This is a genomic window from Buttiauxella brennerae ATCC 51605 (assembly GCF_001654925.1).
In the GTDB taxonomy this organism is placed as follows: Bacteria; Pseudomonadota; Gammaproteobacteria; order Enterobacterales; family Enterobacteriaceae; genus Buttiauxella; species Buttiauxella brennerae.
This window is the reverse complement of sequence record NZ_LXER01000018.1, coordinates 67,941-84,517: the sequence shown is the minus strand read 5'-3', so window position 1 is coordinate 84,517 and position 16,577 is coordinate 67,941. Positions and strand designations below refer to the sequence as shown.

Sequence of the window (16,577 nt, the reverse complement as noted above, 5' to 3'; positions counted from 1 at the left end):
CAGGCTGACTCGCTCAGCCTATAATACGAGCGCGCGATGATGGATGCATTCTTCCTGCAACAATTGATCAATGGCGTAACGCTAGGTTCCGTCTACGGGTTGATAGCCATCGGCTACACCATGGTTTACGGCATTATTGGCATGATTAACTTCGCTCACGGCGAAGTGTATATGATCTCCGCTTATCTGTGCGCCATCGGGCTTGCGCTGTTGTCGTACTTTGGTTTGCAGTCGTTTCCTTTACTCATTCTTGGCACGCTGGTGTTCACCATTGTGGTGACGGGGGTTTACGGCTGGACTATCGAGCGCATCGCCTATAAACCGCTGCGCAACTCTACCCGTTTAGCACCGCTGATTTCCGCAATCGGCATGTCGCTAATCCTGCAAAACTACGCGCAAATCAGCCAGGGGCCGCGTCAACAGGGTATTCCAACCATGCTTGATGGCGTATTCCGTTTTCATATTGGTGAAGGATTTGTGCAAATCACCTACACCAAAGTATTCATTTTGATTGCTTCGTTTGCTGGCATGTTGCTGCTCACCTGGATTATCGGTAATACCAAGCTGGGGCGCATGTGCCGGGCTGTACAGCAAGACCGCAAGATGGCCTCGATATTGGGGATTAACACCGACCGCATTATCTCCATTGTGTTTGTGATTGGCGCCTCTATGGCCGGGCTTGCCGGGGTGCTGATCACCATGAACTACGGCACTTTCGATTTCTACGCCGGTTTTATTATTGGCATTAAAGCCTTCACGGCGGCGGTACTGGGCGGGATTGGTTCATTACCCGGCGCAATGCTTGGCGGGCTGATTCTTGGCATTGCCGAGGCGCAATTCTCGGGCATGGTAAATTCTGATTACAAAGATGTGTTCTCGTTTGGGTTGCTGGTCGTGATCCTCATTTTCCGTCCTCAGGGGCTGCTTGGCCGACCTATCGTTGCCAAAGTGTGAGGGAGCAAAACATGACATCTGAAACGACTTTGCATGAAGGCTTTTCCCTCAAACGCTGCCTGCTGGATGCGGTTTTTGCAGGGCTAGTGGCGTTAATTGTTTTTGGCCCGATAGTCGGCGTGGTGCTCGATGGCTACAGCTTTAACTTCGAAGGCCAGCGGCTGGTTGCGATTATCGCGGTGGTGATGGTCGGCCGATTTTTGCTGAGTGCTTTTTTTACCACCTCTATCGGAATGCGTTTTTTAAGCCGTTTTGAAACGGATAACTCAGGCGTGTATGTGCGGCCGCCAGAATACAAAAGCCGCATGCGCTGGATTATTCCACTGGTGATAGCTCTGGCGATTTGCTTCCCGTTTGTGGCGACCAAATATGTGCTGACGGTGGCGATCCTCGGGCTTATCTATGTGCTGCTCGGCCTTGGATTAAACATTGTTGTTGGGCTCGCAGGTTTGCTGGATCTGGGATATGTCGCCTTCTACGCCATTGGCGCGTATGGGCTGGCGCTGGGTTACCAGTATCTCGGGCTGGGATTCTGGTCGATGCTGCCGCTTTCGGCGCTGATGGCAGCGGCAGCGGGGGCTTTACTCGGTTTCCCTGTTTTGCGCATGCACGGCGATTATCTGGCGATTGTGACCCTCGGCTTCGGGGAGATTATCCGCCTGGTGCTGAATAACTGGCTGACGTTTACCGGCGGCCCTAACGGCATTTCAGCGCCACCACCGACACTGTTTGGCCTTGAGTTTGGACGGCGTGCCAAAGAAGAAGGTGGCGTGCCTTTCCACGAGTTCTTCCATCTCACCTATAACCCGAATCTGAAATTTATTTTCATCTACGCCATTCTGGTGCTGGTGGTTTTGCTGGTGCTGCACATCAAACATCGTCTGACGCACATGCCGATTGGCCGCGCGTGGGAGGCGTTGCGCGAAGATGAAATTGCCTGCCGATCCATGGGGCTGAACCATGTGCTGGTGAAGCTCTCCGCCTTTACGCTGGGCGCTTCAACGGCGGGTATTGCTGGTGTATTTTTCGCGACCTACCAGGGTTTTGTTAACCCGACATCATTCACCTTCTTTGAATCAGCGTTAATCCTCGCCATTGTGGTGCTGGGCGGTATGGGCTCGACGGTTGGCGTAGTGCTGGCGGCGTTTGTGCTGACGGTGACGCCAGAACTCCTGCGCAGCTTTGCCGAATATCGCGTTCTGCTGTTTGGCATGTTGATGGTGGTGATGATGATTTGGCGGCCACGCGGGCTGATTCGCATCAACCGCAGCGGCTTTGGGGTGCGCAAGGGAGTGGCACCATGAGCGAGATGATTTTAAGTGTTGAGCACTTGATGATGCACTTTGGCGGGATCAAAGCGCTCAATGATGTGAATCTTGAGGTGCGACGCGGCTCGATAACCGCGCTGATTGGGCCTAATGGCGCCGGGAAAACCACAGTGTTTAACTGCCTGACCGGTTTCTATAAGGCTTCCGGTGGCAATATTTTGTTTAACACGCGCAGCAAAACCACCAATGTGATTCAGATACTGGGGCAGAAATTCCAGCCTGGCGACTGGATTAGTCCGGCTCGGCTCGGTTCGCGTATTTTCTACAAAATGTTTGGCGGCACCCATCTGGTGAACCGCGCCGGGCTTGCGCGAACCTTTCAGAATATCCGCCTGTTCCGCGAAATGTCGGTGGTGGAAAACCTGCTGGTGGCGCAACACATGCAGGTCAACCGCAATCTGCTCGCCGGGGTGCTGAACACGCCCGCTTATCGCCGGGCGGAAAGCCGTGCGCTGGACCGCGCGTTTTACTGGCTGGAAGTGGTGGAGCTGGTGGATTGCGCTAATCGCCTTGCCGGGGAGATGTCTTACGGCCAGCAACGGCGCCTCGAGATCGCCCGCGCCATGTGTACCGCGCCAGAAATGATTTGCCTGGATGAACCTGCTGCAGGTCTGAACCCGGTTGAAACGCGCACCCTGAGTAAAATCATCCGTTTCCTGCGCGACCACCACGACATCACTGTTTTGCTGATTGAGCATGATATGGGCATGGTGATGGATATTTCCGACCACATTATCGTGCTCGACCACGGGGATGTGATTGCCGAGGGTAAACCCGAACAAATCCAACATGATGAAAAAGTGATCGCCGCCTATCTGGGCACCGACGAAGACGAGGTCAGTGTATGAGTGAGGCGATGCTGGAGTTTCGCAATGTGGACGTTTTTTATGGCGCGATTCAGGCGCTAAAACAAGTTTCTTTGCAGGTGAACGAAGGGGAAACGGTGGCGTTGATTGGCGCGAACGGGGCAGGGAAATCGACGTTACTGATGTCTATTTTCGGCCAGCCACGTATTCGCGGCGGGCAAATCCTGTTTCGCGGTGAAGATATCAGCCATAAATCGACGCACTTTGTGGCGTCTGGCGGAATTGCCCAGGCCCCGGAAGGGCGGCGAATATTTCCGGATATGACCGTCGAAGAAAATTTGCTGATGGGCACGATTCCCATCGGCAATCAATTTGCTGCGCAAGATCTGCAAACCATGTTTGATCTGTTCCCGCGTTTAAAAGAGCGCCGCAAACAGCGGGCGATGACCATGTCCGGTGGCGAGCAGCAAATGCTGGCGATTGCCCGCGCGTTGATGAGCCGCCCGAAACTGTTGCTTTTAGATGAACCAAGCCTGGGCCTGGCACCCATTGTGGTGAAGCAAATCTTCCAGACGCTGCGTGAATTAGCGCGCAACGGCATGACGATTTTTCTGGTGGAGCAAAACGCACACCACGCGCTGAAACTTTCCGACCGCGGGTATGTGATGGCAAACGGGCAGATTCGGCTCAGCGGCAGTGGTGAGGAGTTGTTGGGGAATGAGGATGTGCGCAAGGCGTATTTGGGCGGAATTTAGAGATTCGGTATAGCCTAAATAATTCGGGGTGCAGGAAGGCGGCAAGTGAGCAAATCCCCGGGAGCTTACTTGAGTAAGTGACCGGGGTTTGAGAGTGCAGCCAACGCATCTGCAGCCTGAAGTATGACGGCTATAAAAAAATACTTTGCAGGATAAGCGATTGTAAATCATTATTTGAAATGTGGTTTCACTTCCCCCCAAGGTCAATCTTGAACTTAAAAGCAGCACTTCATCAGCGCGTGGAAAAAACTCGCTGGTACGCCAAACGGAAAAGCAACCGAGTCCTGTTCTGGCGCGAAATTACACCGCTTGCGGTGCCTATCTTCCTGGAAAATACCTGCGTGTTACTGATGGGCGTGCTGAGCACCTTCCTTGTGAGTTGGCTGGGAAAAGAGGCGATGGCAGGCGTCGGGCTGGCTGATAGCTTTAACATGGTGATCATGGCATTTTTTGCTGCTGTGGATCTCGGCACCACCGTTGTGGTGGCATTCAGCCTCGGTAAACGTGACCCAAAACGTGCGCGTGATGCAGCACGCCAGTCGCTGATATTAATGACCATTATCGCCATTGGGCTGGCGGCGGGTATTCACCTGGCGGGCGAGCACGTGGTGAATGTGATTGCCGGAGCCGCCACGCCGGAGGTGAAAGCGCTGGCGCTCTCGTATCTGCAAACCACCGTCTGGAGTTACCCGGCGGCGGCAATTGCGCTTATCAGTAGCGGCGCGTTGCGCGGGGCAGGGAACACTAAAATCCCGTTGCTGATTAACGGCGGGATGAACATCCTCAACATTATTATCAGTAGCATCCTGATTTACGGCGCGCTGGGCTGGAACGGGCTGGGCTTTTTTGGTGCCGGTTTAGGACTGACTATTTCACGTTATATCGGCGCTATCGGTTTCGTTTATGTGCTGATGATTGGCTTTGCTCCTTCTTTGCGTATCTCGCTAAAAAGCTATTTCCGGCCACTCAAAATCGGCATTTTGTGGGAAGTGCTAGGGATTGGGATCCCGGCGAGCATTGAATCGGTGTTGTTTAATGCCGGGAAATTGCTGACGCAAATGTTTGTTGCCGGGATGGGGACGAATGTCATTGCCGGGAACTTTATTGCTTTCTCGATTGCGGCGTTGATTAACCTGCCGGGCAACGCCCTGGGTTCTGCGTCCACTATTATTGTCGGCAAGCGTCTGGGGAAAGGGCAGATTGGCCAGGCGGAGCGGCAACTGCGCCATGTGTTCTGGCTCTCAACGCTGGGGCTGACGATCATCGCCTGGGGAACCGCGCCGTTTGCCGGGTTGATGGCCTCGTTCTACACCCACGAAGATGACGTAAAAGATGTCGTCAAAATATTGATTTGGTTGAATGCCGCATTTATGCCGATTTGGGCCGCCTCATGGGTATTACCCGCCGGGCTGAAAGGGGCGCGCGATGCCCGTTTCGCGATGTGGGTTTCCATGGCGAGCATGTGGGGTTGCCGCGTGGTTGCAGGCTACACGCTCGGTATTGTGCTGGGGATGGGGGTTGTCGGCGTCTGGATGGGAATGTTCTTCGACTGGACGGTGCGCGGCGTGTTGTTCTACTGGCGAATGATCAGCGGGCGCTGGCTGAAAAAATACCCGCGCCTCAAAAGAGAGTCGCTTTCACAAACAGAATAAAGCTCTTACTGGAAGCTTTTGAACGCTACCTTAATTGCCCTGTGTGTTTATTGAACTCACGGGGCAATTTTCGTTTAAAACCATGATATTCATCACCCTGCAATGTCGCGTTTTGACTAGTAACGTAAAGTTACTGGCAGTGAAATATTCTTAAATGTTATTAATTGCCGCAAGCAATGACTTTGATGAATATAACAGGAAGGCGAGGTAGTGATGAGCACAACGACAAGGAACACGGAAGGTCGTCTAATGACAGGATTTCTCAACGCCGTTGAGAAAGCAGGAAATAAATTACCCGAACCCGCATTAATCTTTTTCTATTTTTTACTGGCTGTCATGGCGATGTCGGCGGTGCTTTCCACCGTTGATTTTGATGTCGTCAACCCTGTGACCAATGAAGCAGTTAAGATTAATAACCTGCTTTCGGCACAGGCGTTAACCGTAACCCTTTCCTCAATGGTGACCACGTTTACCACTTTTGCCCCGCTGGGCATTGTACTGGTGGCAATGCTGGGTGTCGGCGTGGCGGAAAGCTCAGGCTTTATTAATACCGGCCTGAAAAAAATGCTGCGTGTGACGCCGAAGAAACTGCTCACCCCGATGATTATTTTCGTCGCGATGTTCAGTCACGTTGCCGCTGATGCGGGTTATGTGCTGGTTATTCCATTGGGCGCGATTATCTTTATGTCTGCCGGACGCCACCCGTTGGCGGGTATTGCAGCGGCATTTGCCGGGGTTTCTGGCGGCTTTGCGGCCAACATGGTGCCAACCGGTAACGATGCATTGCTGCAAGGTTTTACCCAAACTGCCGCGCAGTTGCTCGACAACACTTACACCGTTAACACGCTGTGTAACTTGTTCTTTGGTATCGGTTCTACGGTGATGATTACGCTGGTCGGCTGGTGGGTGACTGAGCGTATTGTTGAGCCTCGTGTGTCGAAGCTTGAAATCGATGGTGATTATCAACACAACGAAGATATGAGCAGCTACAGCGCTCAGGAAAGCCGTGGTTTTAAAGTCGCGGGTCTGGTGATGGTACTGGGTCTGGCGGGGCTTGCTGCTCTGGCATGGCCGGAAACGTCTTTGCTGCGCAGCGCGACTGATGGCTCACTCACCAGCTACGGTGCGCCTATCATGAAGTCCATCGTGCCGTTGATTTTCCTTATCTTTATCATTCCAGGTATTGTTTACGGCTTTGTTGCCGGAACCTTTAACAGCGGTAAAGATGTTATCAATGCGATGAATGAGTCCATGAGCAAAATGGGCTCATACATGGTTATGGCATTCTTCTGTGCCATGTTCATCAAAGCGTTTGGTGATTCCAACATTGGTACGCTGATTGCGCTGGCGGGTGCTGACGTGCTGAAAACCATGGCGCTGCCGGGCGAAGCGACCATTATCGGTATGATTCTTCTTACTGCTGTCGTGAACATCCTGATTGGTTCGGCATCGGCGAAATGGGCGCTGTTATCGCCAATTATGGTGCCAATGCTGATGGCTGTAGGTATCTCCCCGGAACTGACGCAGGCTGCGTTCCGTATCGGTGACTCCACGACCAACATTATTACCCCGTTGATGGTGTTCTTCCCGCTGGTGGTGGTGTATTGCCAGCGCTACGTGAAGTCCACAGGCGTGGGTACGCTGGTGTCGATGATGATGCCTTACTCGGTTATCTTCTTCATCTGCTGGAGCATCTTCCTACTGGTGTGGTGGGCGGTCGGTCTGCCGCTGGGCGTGAACGCGCCGTATACCTATCCGATTCAGTAAGTGTTTTTTCAACCGGCCATTTTGATGGCCGGTTTCCATTTATGCAGGCATCAGGCTTTGCAACACGTCACAACGCTGTTTCACTGCCTGATGCAACAAATGTACCGTTGCCGAAAGCTGCTTACGATGTGGGCAAATCATATTGAGCGGCACGCTATCCCCCTGATACTGCGGAAGAATAATTTTAAGCCGGCCTTCATTCACATCTTCGCTGACATCCAGCCAGGATTTATAAGCAATTCCTTCTCCTGCGACCGCTAGGCGGCGAATCACTTCGGCATCATCACTCATCATCGCGCTTTTCACCGCCACATGGTGCATGTCACCGTCTAAACTTAGTGTCCACTTATCGTAAACCCGCCCGCGAAGCGCGTAGGTTAACGCGTCATGTTGAGCCAGTTCGCTAATCGTTTTCGGCTCACCACAACGCGCAATATACGAAGGGGCCGCTACCACAACCCGGCTATTAAGAGGGGCGAGCGGGAGTGCGACAAACGAGGCGTCGTCGTTGTTGCCGTAACGGAAAGCTATATCCACCGGATCTTTGAACACATCGGTAATCTGGTCAGAGAAGAGAATTTTAAGATGCAGTGCCGGATGTTCGCGACGGAAAGCCTGAAATACCGCGAGTAACATATTGCGCCCAAGGTCTGATGGCACCGCAATTTGCAACACGCCGCGCACTTCGTCACTCGCAGGCTGGATTTGCTCAAGCCCGGCCTCCAGTGTTTGCAGGGCGCTGATGGCGTATGGCAGCCAGGTTTCCCCTTCCGGCGTTAGCCGCAGACTGCGCGTAGAACGGGCAAATAATCGGATATTCAGCGTTTGCTCAAGGCGCTTTATGGCTGTGCTGACCTGTGCGGGCTGCAAATCAGCTTCACGCGCGGTTTCACTAAAACTGTTTAAGGCAGCGGCTCTGACAAACAAAGTGAGGTCTTCCAACCTGAGCATTTTAACTCTCCGAGTATAAGTGTTGTTTTACAGGCACTATTTTTCGCCCGCAGCACACCTTGTACCATGAGTTCATTCACACGATGAACCCTTTAATCTCTGGAGCAACCATGAAAGCTATCGCGATTACTCAAGCTGCACAAAATGGCACCAATCTGGAATCTCTTAGTGAGATTACTCTCCCGACTCCGGTCGCTACAGGGCACGATTTGCTGGTAGAAGTGAAAGCGATTTCGGTGAACCCGGTCGATACCAAAGTGCGTGCCGGTTTTAATGCCGAACAGCCACGCGTGTTAGGTTGGGATGCCGTGGGTGTTGTGGTTGCAACGGGTGAAGCAGTATCGCTGTTTAAACCCGGCGATGAAGTGTGGTACGCCGGTTCGCTGACCCGTCCTGGCAGCAACAGCGAATTTCAGCTGGTAGACGAGCGCATCGCCGCACTGAAACCAAAATCTATTAATAATGCCTCCGCAGCGGCTATGCCTTTAACGGCAATCACCGCATGGGAAATGTTGTTTGACCGCCTGGGCGTGGCAGAAAACGGCAATGAAAACGATGTGCTGTTGATTGTCGGTGCCGCAGGTGGCGTGGGTTCCATTCTTACGCAACTGGCCCGTAAGCTGACCAATATCACTGTTATCGGCACCGCTTCACGCCCGCAGAGCCAGAAATGGGTTACAGATTTGGGTGCGCATCATGTTATCGACCACAGCAAACCGCTGACGGAAGAACTGGCGCGTATTGGCGTAAAAAATGTGACTCACGTTGCCAGCCTGAATCAAACCGAACAGCATTACGCTCAACTGATTGAAGTGCTGGCTCCGCAAGGGAAACTGGCATTGATTGATGACCCGGAAACACTGGATGCGCGCCCGCTAAAAGTAAAAAGCATTTCTCTGCACTGGGAGTTTATGTTCACTCGTTCCATGTTTGAGACCAGCGATATGATTGAGCAAAACCGCCTGTTAACGCGTGTCGCTTCTTTGATTGACCAGGGTGTGTTGCAAACTACGCTGGGTGAACATTTCGGCATCATTAATGCCGACAACTTACGTCGCGCCCATGAATTAATTGAAACCAATCGTGCGGTCGGTAAAATCGTCCTCGAAGGCTTCTAATTACATAAAAATCATAGAGAAAATATCATGGACATTATTCAATCAGCAGCATCACGTTACTCGACTAAAGCGTTTGATGCAGACAAAAAAATTAGCGAAGAAAATATCGAGAAAGTGAAGGATTTGCTGCGCCTCAGCCCGTCCAGCACTAACTCACAGCCGTGGCATTTTATTCTGGCAAGCACTGACGAAGCGAAAGCGCGCATTGCTAAAGCGACATCCGGCTTCTATGTCTTCAACGAGCGCAAAGTGCTTGATGCTTCACATGTCGTGGTGTTCTGCTCGAAAACAGCCATTGATGAAACGCACCTGTCTAAACTGTTGGACCAGGAAAATGCCGATGGCCGTTTTGCCAGCCAGCAGGCGATGGAAGGGCAGCACAAAGGTCGTTCTTACTTTGTGAATATGCACCGCTTTGATTACAAAGATGCGCAGCACTGGATGGAAAAGCAGGTTTACCTGAACGTTGGCAACTTCTTGCTGGGTGTTTCCACCCTGAATATTGATGCGGTGCCAATCGAAGGTTTTGACGCCCGTATTCTGGATGAGGAGTTTGGCCTGCGTGAGAAAGGCTTCACCAGCCTGGTTATCGTGCCAATTGGTTATCGCAGTGTGGAAGATTTCAACGCGTCACTGCCAAAATCGCGTCTTGAGTTCAGCGAAATTTTAACGGAGTGCTAAAAATGTCCGATAACACACTGTCGATCATCGCTGTACTGAAGGCCAAAGAAGGTCAACGCGACAACCTGAAATCCGCGTTACAAGCGCTGATTGTACCGACGCGCAAAGAAGAAGGTTGCCTGGATTACGCTTTATTCCAGCTGCAGGAAACGCCAGATGTCTTTTATATGCGCGAGTCCTGGAAAGGGCAGGAAGCGCTGGATGTGCACATTGCGCTGCCACATTTCCAGGCGTTTGTGCAGCAGATGGATTCATTGCTGGCAGAACCGTTACAGCTCATTCGTTTGAATGCGGTTGAGCCATAAGCCCTGACTGTATTCCTCTATTTTGAGCCACCGAACCGAGGCCGCCACAGTATCTGTGGCGGCTTTTTTTACCTTTTCGTACGACCCACCCACGCTTGAAAGAAATCAATAAACACGCGTACTTTCTCAGGGACATGGCGAGTATTAGGGTAAAGCGCATAGATGCTCTGGCGAGGAAACTGGTGGTGACTGAGTACCGCCTGTAACTGACCCGAGGCGATCGCCGGGCGCACCAACCACTCAGGTAACAGTGCGACACCGGCACCTGCAAGAGCAAAGGCCAGCAGTGCGGCTGCGCTATCGGCGACGATATTTGGTGGTTTTTCCACATCAAATAATATCGCCTGCCGCTCTGGGGTCGTGACTTGCCAGCTAAGGGGCGAAGCCAGACGGCTGTGAGCCAGCCATGTGGCTTGCGCCAACTGAGCCAGGTTTTCTATGGGGTGTCCGGCCAGATAAGCCGGGGCGGCCACGGGTAAAATCGCGAAGCTATCGACAGGTGCGGCCCGATGATTCGAGTCCGCAAGCTGGCCGAGGCGGATAGCCACATCGAATCGTTCCGCTATCAAATCCGCATGATACGAAGAAGAAACGTGCTGGATGCGCAGTTGCGGATGTTCACGCGAAAATGCCGCAAGCGCGGGCACCACCACCTGAGAGCCATACTCCGGTGTGCTGGTTATGCGCAGTACGCCGCTCAATCCCTGGTGATCGCGCTGCACATCGTCCAGCAGGTTTTGAGCTTCCTCAAGCAGATGCTGGCAACGGGGATAAAAACGCTCTCCCGCCTCAGTCAGCGAAAGCCGCCGGGTGCTGCGCACCAACAGCGACACGCCAGATTCGGCCTCAAGCTGTTTGATGTTAAAACTCACTACCGCCTTAGTCAGGCCCAGCGCGGTAGCCGCTGCGGTAAAACTCCCGGCCTTCACCACGGCGACAAATATGGTTAACCGTTGCAGATTCAGCACAATAACCCTCGTCACTGTCAAAAATATTTTGACAGTGTAACGCCTGCCAGACGATTTATCCCCATCTTCCATACCGCTACACTTCGTCGCCTCTAACCGGAGGTTTTATGCGTTATCGCACCAAAGTTGCCATTGTTTATCTGCTGGGTTTTTTCGTTGATTTGATCAACATGTTTATCGCCAATATTGCGTACCCCGCTATCGGGCGCGGGCTTGGGGCTTCAGTCAGCGAGCTTTCCTGGGTCAGTAACGCTTATATTTTAGGGCTGACGCTGGTGATTCCGTTGAGTGCCTGGCTCGCGCAGCGCCTGGGTGGGCGCGCTGTTTTGCTGCTTTCGCTGAGTTCATTTTTACTGGCGACACTGGGTGCGGGAATGGCGCACTCTATCGAACAATTGATTGGCTGGCGGCTATTGCAGGGACTGGGCGGCGGGCTGCTGATCCCGGTTGGGCAGACGCTGACCTACCAGCTTTATCGCAGCCATGAACGCGCGGCTTTATCAGCGGCGATAATGCTCGTGGGCCTGTTAGCTCCGGCGTTGTCGCCAGCGATCGGTGGGGTGATTGTCGATTCACTCAGCTGGCGCTGGGTTTTCTTCGCTAATCTGCCACTGGCTTTGCTCGCGCTGTTACTGGCGGCGGCCTGGCTAGAAAAAGAACCCCGCACTACGCAGTCCACCGCGTTGGATTTTATCGGCATGCTTAGCGGTTGCGGTGCGCTGATGTGTACTTTACTGGGTTTCACGATGCTGGCTGAAAACGGTCAGATGTTAAATGGCATCTCGCTGTTGCTATGCGCGGTAGCGCTGTTTGCAGGGTTCGTGCGCCATAGCCTGCGTCATCCACAACCGCTGATTAATCTCCGCCTGGTGAAGGATCCGTTATTACGCAGCGCGATGATGATTTATCAGTGTATTCCGGGGATGTTTATTGGCGTCAGCCTGATTGCGACGCTTTGGCTGCAAAACCAACTTAACCTGAGTGCTACGCGAGTGGGTAGCCTGATGGTGCCCTGGTCGATTGCTTCATTGCTGGCGATAACGTTCACCGGAAAACAGTTCAACCGTTTTGGTCCCCGCCCTATGCTGATAACGGGTTGTCTGCTGCAAGGGCTGGGTATTCTGGCTTTGACCCAGGTTTACAGCGCGGAACAATATCCACTTTTGCTGGCCGCATTCGCCATGATGGGGTTCGGTGGCAGTTTGTGCAGCAGTACCGCGCAAAGTTGTGCCTTTTTACAGGTGGCAGATGAGCAACTTGGCCAGGCCAGCGCACTGTGGAACATCAACCGCCAACTGAGCTTTTGTATGGGCATATCGATATTGAGTCTGCTGCTCAATACCTTGCTGGAAACGCTTGCTACCGCCACGGCTTATCAATGGTGTTTTTATCTGGCGGCGGCCAGCACAGTAATTCCTGCGCTGCTTTGTCTGCGCATCGCTAACGGCGCTATCTTGCGTCAACTCAAGGCTCAAAAGGAGAGAAGATGAATCGCTACATTCAGGAAGTGATAGAGGCACACGTGGCCATCGAAAACTGGCTTGGCAAAGGAGAGGGGGACGTGCAGGCGTTGCTGGCTCGCTTTTCGCCGGTATTTACCATGGTTACGCCCAGTGGCAAAACACTGAATTTTGACTCACTAAGCGCATTCTTTCAGGCTCAGCCAGCCGCAAAACCTGGATTGAAAATTTCACTGGACCAGATAACAGTGATTGCCGAGTGGCCTGCTGGTGCGGTGGTCAGTTATAGCGAGTGGCAAAGTTTACCAGGGCAAGAAAAAACGCTGCGCCATTCCACCGTCGTATTCAGTAAGACGGGTTCTGATCTGCTCTGGTTACGCTTGCACGAAACCGCCGCAGTTTAAGCGTTAAATTAAACCTTCCGTTTGTTGCGCGCGAGAATGCTGACTCGCGCAATACTCACCTTGTTGCACATAACCGATATGGTCGGCCATGAGCTGGGCTTCGTGTTCGCTGTGCGTCACCAGCAATGCTGTTTGCCCCGCGTCACGCAGAATATCGCGCACCTCGCCGCTAAGGCGTTCACGCGTTTTCTTATCAAGACTTGAAAAAGGCTCATCGAGTAACAGGATTTCAGGATTTGGGGCCAGTGCTCGCGCCAGCGCAATGCGCTGTTGTTGCCCGCCGGAAAGCTCGTGCGGATAGTGGCTGGCATGGCTATGCAATTCCACCATTCGTAGCAACTGAGTCACTCTCGCCTGTTGCTCCTCGCGCGGTAACCGGCGCAGGCCAAATGCCACGTTCTGTTGTGCCGTCAGATGTGGGAACAGCGCATATTCCTGAAACACCATGCCGACGTGGCGCTTTTCCGGTGGCAGGTGAACGCCTGTTCCTGCGACACGGCGCTGAGAAACATAAATCTCGCCGCTTTGCAGGCGTTCAAAACCGGCAACCGCCCGCAACACCGTGGTTTTCCCACAGCCAGAAGCACCTAACAGGCAGGCCAGTTCACCTTTGCGTACTGACATCGAAAACCCTTTCAGTACCCTTTGTTGGCTATTGCCATAGGCAACATGTACATCCTGAAGGCGTAACGCAATTTCTGACATTAATCGTTCCTTAGCCCTGACGGGTCATCTGGTGACGAACCAACAAAATAACCGGTAGCGTGCCTGCAAGAACAATCATCAGCGCCGCGATTGCCCCTTCCTCGTACGTTCCGCGTGCCGCTTCCGCATACAATACTGTCGCCAGTGTTTCAAAGTTTACCGGGCGCAATAGCAAGGTTGTGGGTAGCTCTTTCATGGCATCAGCAAATACCAGTAACGCACTGCTGACCAGCGCCGGGCGTAAGAGAGGAAAATGAATGCGCGCGAACGTTCCGGCACCATTTTCCCCTAACAAGCGCGAAGCCTGCTCAAGGGAAGGGGGGATGCGGCTTAAACCGGAATCTAAAGCGCCAATGGCAATCGCCTGAAAGCGCATGGCGCAGCAGATCACTAATAAAATACCGGCGGACATCAGTGGCAAGCCGCGAACGTCCAGCAAATCGGCCAGCCAACGGTCTACAGCCATCGCGGGTGTCAGGAAGCCAATGGCCAGAATAGTGCCAGGAACTGCGTAACCTAATGATGCCAGGCGCATCACGCCGCGGCGAAAACCTGGCATCGCGTTGTCTGCGGCGCTGTGGCGAGCGCTCCAGGCGACCAGTAAGCTGACACAAACCACCACCAGTGTGGTTCCCGCCGCCAGTGAGAGCGTATTTTGCAATGCCGCAAGTAACGAGGGCGACAGGGCATTTTCCTCGCCTAATCGTTTTGCGCTTTCCCTGGCTAAAAATATCACCGGGGCTAGAAAACCTAAGATAACGGGCAAGGCGATAACACCACCCAGTAGCCACCCACGCCAACCCTCTATGCGAGTTGGCTTAATTGCACGCAGGCTACGGCTGCTGAACCCCTGCTTTTTACGGCCATAAAACTCAAGAGTCAGGATGCAGAAGATAAACATCAGCATCATGCAGGCAATTTGCGCAGCAGAGGCGAGGTCAGAGCGGGAAATCCAGGTGGTGTAGACCGTGACGGTAAGGGTTTGAACGCCGAGAAACTCAGAGGCACCAATATCATTAAGCGTTTCCAGCAGCGCAAGGCTAATCCCCACTGCCAACGCCGGGCGCGCCATCGGCAGCGCGACGCGAAAGAACGTACCCGTAGCACTGCATCCCAGCGTTCGTGCAGCTTCCAGCAAATGTGCGGGCTGGCTGATAAACATGGCGCGGGTCGTCAGATATACATAAGGATAAAGCACCAGCCCCAGCAGAATGATAGCGCCAGGCAGCGAGCGTAAATCAGGTAGCCGGAACTGGCGCGGGCTGTCGAACCCCAGCACAAAACGAATGAAAGTTTGCAACGGGCCGATGGGGTGCAATAAATCGAGCCACGCGAAGGCCACTATGTAAGTCGGCATCGCCAGCGGCAGCAAGAGCGCCCAGCTCAGTATTTTACGCCCGGGAAAATCCCAGGCTGTCACCGCCCATGCGCTACCCACGCCAATGACACCGACTATTACGGCGACACCGGCCAGCAACACCAGGGTATTTTTCAACACCGATGGCAGGACAAAAGTGATGAGATTATCCCAGTGCGCAAAATCGGCCTGTGTCGCCTGCCAGATAAGCGCAACGATAGGCGTCAACACGCCAAGTGCGATACACAACGCACCGAGATGCAGCGGCGTTAATAATGACTGCGGCCCGGAAACCAGGCCGCGTAACGTCGGAAGGCGAAATGATTTATTGATCGAATCCAACTTTATCTACCAGCAGGCTCGCTTGTTTACGATGCTTCACGATTTCGGTTAATGGGATTTTGTCCACGTCGATTTCACCGATGGTCGAGCTGATCACCGGATCAAGCGTCACGCCTTTGAGTACCGGATATTCGAAGTTCGCTTTGGCGTAGAGCTGCTGGGCTGGCGCTGAAACCAGATATTCCATTAATTTCACCGCATCGGCTTTATTTGGCGCAAAGCGAGCAACCGCCGCGCCGCTGATGTTGACGTGAGTACCGCCTTGCTCGAAGGTCGGCTTCACCACTTTAATGGCATCACCCCATTTACGTGCGTCACTGCCTTCTTTGGCATTTTTCATATGGCCAATGTAGTAGGAGTTTGCCAGGCCAATATCGCAAATACCGCCGAGGATATCGCGTGCCACATCACGGTCGCCGCCAGTGGCTTTACGAGCAAGGTTTGCTTTAACGCCGCGCAACCATTCCTCGGTTTTTGCTTCACCATGGTGGGCAATCATTGCTGCAACCAGTGCCGTGTTATACGGGTGCTGGCCGGAACGAATACAAACTTTGCCTTTATAATCCGGGCTGGAAAGTTGTTCGTAATGCCAGTTATCAATTGGCAGAGATTTATCGGCATACAGCACGCGGGCACGCATCGAAAGCGCAAACCACTGGTTATCTTCACCACGTAAATTTGCCGGGATGGCCGTTTTGAGTGTTGCCGAGTCCACAGGCTGTGTCACGCCTGCTTCAACTAAATCGATGAGATTACCAGCATCGACGGTCATCAGCAGATCGGCAGGGGAGTTTTTGCCTTCGGCTTTCACACGCTCGAGCATGCCATCCTTGATGTAAACCGTGTTCACTTTTACGCCGCTGGATTGTGTCCAGCTATCCAGCAATGGCTGAATCAGACCGGGTTCACGCGTGGTGTAGAGAGTCAGAGTGTCTTGTGCGAAAGCCGGCAGGCTAACGGAGATGACCAAAGCCGATGCGAGGGTGATACGGCGCAGTCCGGTGCGAGGCAGAGCATTCATCGT

The 16,577-nt window shown here is 53.1% G+C and carries 16 protein-coding genes; 11 read left to right on the top strand and 5 right to left on the bottom strand.

The genetic code is table 11. The features are described from left to right. Positions 1-39: 39 nt before the first annotated feature. The 6 genes from M975_RS11130 (at position 40) to M975_RS11105 (ending at position 7,262) form a co-directional block, all read left to right on the top strand. Positions 40-954, top strand: a complete 915-nt coding sequence (locus M975_RS11130; RefSeq protein ID WP_064559354.1) for an ABC transporter permease subunit — start codon at positions 40-42, stop codon at positions 952-954. Between the two features lie 11 nt (positions 955-965). Continuing rightward, positions 966-2,258 carry a high-affinity branched-chain amino acid ABC transporter permease LivM gene (gene livM / locus M975_RS11125; RefSeq protein WP_064559319.1) on the top strand — a complete coding sequence of 431 codons (1,293 nt, stop codon included), beginning with the start codon at positions 966-968 and terminating at the stop codon, positions 2,256-2,258. Continuing rightward, a complete protein-coding gene (locus tag M975_RS11120) occupies positions 2,255-3,130 on the top strand; it encodes an ABC transporter ATP-binding protein (protein ID WP_064559317.1) in 876 nt (291 codons plus the stop codon). Before livM ends, M975_RS11120 begins: the two co-directional genes overlap by 4 nt. Next, entirely contained in the window at positions 3,127-3,843 is a 717-nt protein-coding gene (locus M975_RS11115; RefSeq protein WP_064559315.1) for an ABC transporter ATP-binding protein, read from the top strand. The genes M975_RS11120 and M975_RS11115 overlap by 4 nt, the downstream gene beginning before the upstream one ends. A gap of 209 nt (positions 3,844-4,052) precedes the next feature. After that, the gene (locus tag M975_RS11110) at positions 4,053-5,495 is read left to right on the top strand and encodes an EmmdR/YeeO family multidrug/toxin efflux MATE transporter (RefSeq protein WP_064559313.1); all 1,443 of its coding nucleotides are present in this window, start codon (positions 4,053-4,055) and stop codon (positions 5,493-5,495) included. A 249-nt stretch (positions 5,496-5,744) separates the two neighbouring features. After that, entirely contained in the window at positions 5,745-7,262 is a 1,518-nt protein-coding gene (locus M975_RS11105; RefSeq protein WP_157093368.1) for an AbgT family transporter, read from the top strand. A gap of 39 nt (positions 7,263-7,301) precedes the next feature. Here the strand turns inward: M975_RS11105 and M975_RS11100 are convergent, their stop codons facing one another. Then, on the bottom strand, positions 7,302-8,213 hold the full coding sequence (locus M975_RS11100; protein ID WP_064559311.1) for a LysR family transcriptional regulator: 912 nt from the start codon (positions 8,211-8,213) through the stop codon (positions 7,302-7,304). 110 nt (positions 8,214-8,323) lie between these two features. Between M975_RS11100 and M975_RS11095 the strand changes: the two genes are divergently transcribed. Genes M975_RS11095 through M975_RS11085 form a run of 3 tightly spaced genes read left to right on the top strand, consistent with a single transcriptional unit; the run spans position 8,324 to position 10,317 of the window. Beyond that, complete coding sequence (locus M975_RS11095; RefSeq protein ID WP_064559310.1) at positions 8,324-9,331, top strand: zinc-binding alcohol dehydrogenase family protein; 1,008 nt, start codon at positions 8,324-8,326, stop codon at positions 9,329-9,331. A 27-nt stretch (positions 9,332-9,358) separates the two neighbouring features. After that, positions 9,359-10,012 carry an oxygen-insensitive NAD(P)H nitroreductase gene (nfsB, locus tag M975_RS11090; protein WP_064559309.1) on the top strand — a complete coding sequence of 218 codons (654 nt, stop codon included), beginning with the start codon at positions 9,359-9,361 and terminating at the stop codon, positions 10,010-10,012. Between the two features lie 2 nt (positions 10,013-10,014). Continuing rightward, entirely contained in the window at positions 10,015-10,317 is a 303-nt protein-coding gene (locus M975_RS11085) for a putative quinol monooxygenase (protein WP_064559307.1), read from the top strand. Positions 10,318-10,385: 68 nt separating this feature from the next. On the opposite strand, the gene M975_RS11080 is transcribed toward M975_RS11085, so the two are convergent. Beyond that, the gene (locus M975_RS11080; RefSeq protein WP_064559352.1) at positions 10,386-11,285 is read right to left on the bottom strand and encodes a LysR family transcriptional regulator; all 900 of its coding nucleotides are present in this window, start codon (positions 11,283-11,285) and stop codon (positions 10,386-10,388) included. A 107-nt stretch (positions 11,286-11,392) separates the two neighbouring features. On the opposite strand from M975_RS11080, the gene M975_RS11075 reads away from it, so the two are divergent. Together M975_RS11075 and M975_RS11070 are read left to right on the top strand one after the other, a co-directional pair. Further along, positions 11,393-12,775, top strand: coding sequence for an MFS transporter (locus M975_RS11075; RefSeq protein WP_064559305.1), 1,383 nt, complete (start codon positions 11,393-11,395; stop codon positions 12,773-12,775). Next, the gene (locus M975_RS11070; RefSeq protein WP_064559303.1) at positions 12,772-13,149 is read left to right on the top strand and encodes a DUF4440 domain-containing protein; all 378 of its coding nucleotides are present in this window, start codon (positions 12,772-12,774) and stop codon (positions 13,147-13,149) included. The genes M975_RS11075 and M975_RS11070 overlap by 4 nt, the downstream gene beginning before the upstream one ends. 3 nt (positions 13,150-13,152) lie before the next feature. Here M975_RS11070 and M975_RS11065 read toward each other — a convergent pair whose 3' ends face one another. From M975_RS11065 to M975_RS11055, 3 genes are read right to left on the bottom strand one after another with little or no spacing between them, the layout of a single operon-like run. After that, a complete protein-coding gene (locus M975_RS11065) occupies positions 13,153-13,854 on the bottom strand; it encodes an ABC transporter ATP-binding protein (RefSeq protein WP_064559302.1) in 702 nt (233 codons plus the stop codon). 10 nt (positions 13,855-13,864) lie between these two features. After that, positions 13,865-15,553 (bottom strand): ABC transporter permease, encoded by a 1,689-nt coding sequence (locus M975_RS11060; protein ID WP_064559301.1) that lies wholly within the window; start codon positions 15,551-15,553, stop codon positions 13,865-13,867. After that, the gene (locus M975_RS11055) at positions 15,537-16,574 is read right to left on the bottom strand and encodes an extracellular solute-binding protein (protein WP_064559300.1); all 1,038 of its coding nucleotides are present in this window, start codon (positions 16,572-16,574) and stop codon (positions 15,537-15,539) included. The genes M975_RS11060 and M975_RS11055 overlap by 17 nt, the downstream gene beginning before the upstream one ends. Between the last annotated feature and the right edge of the window lie 3 nt (positions 16,575-16,577).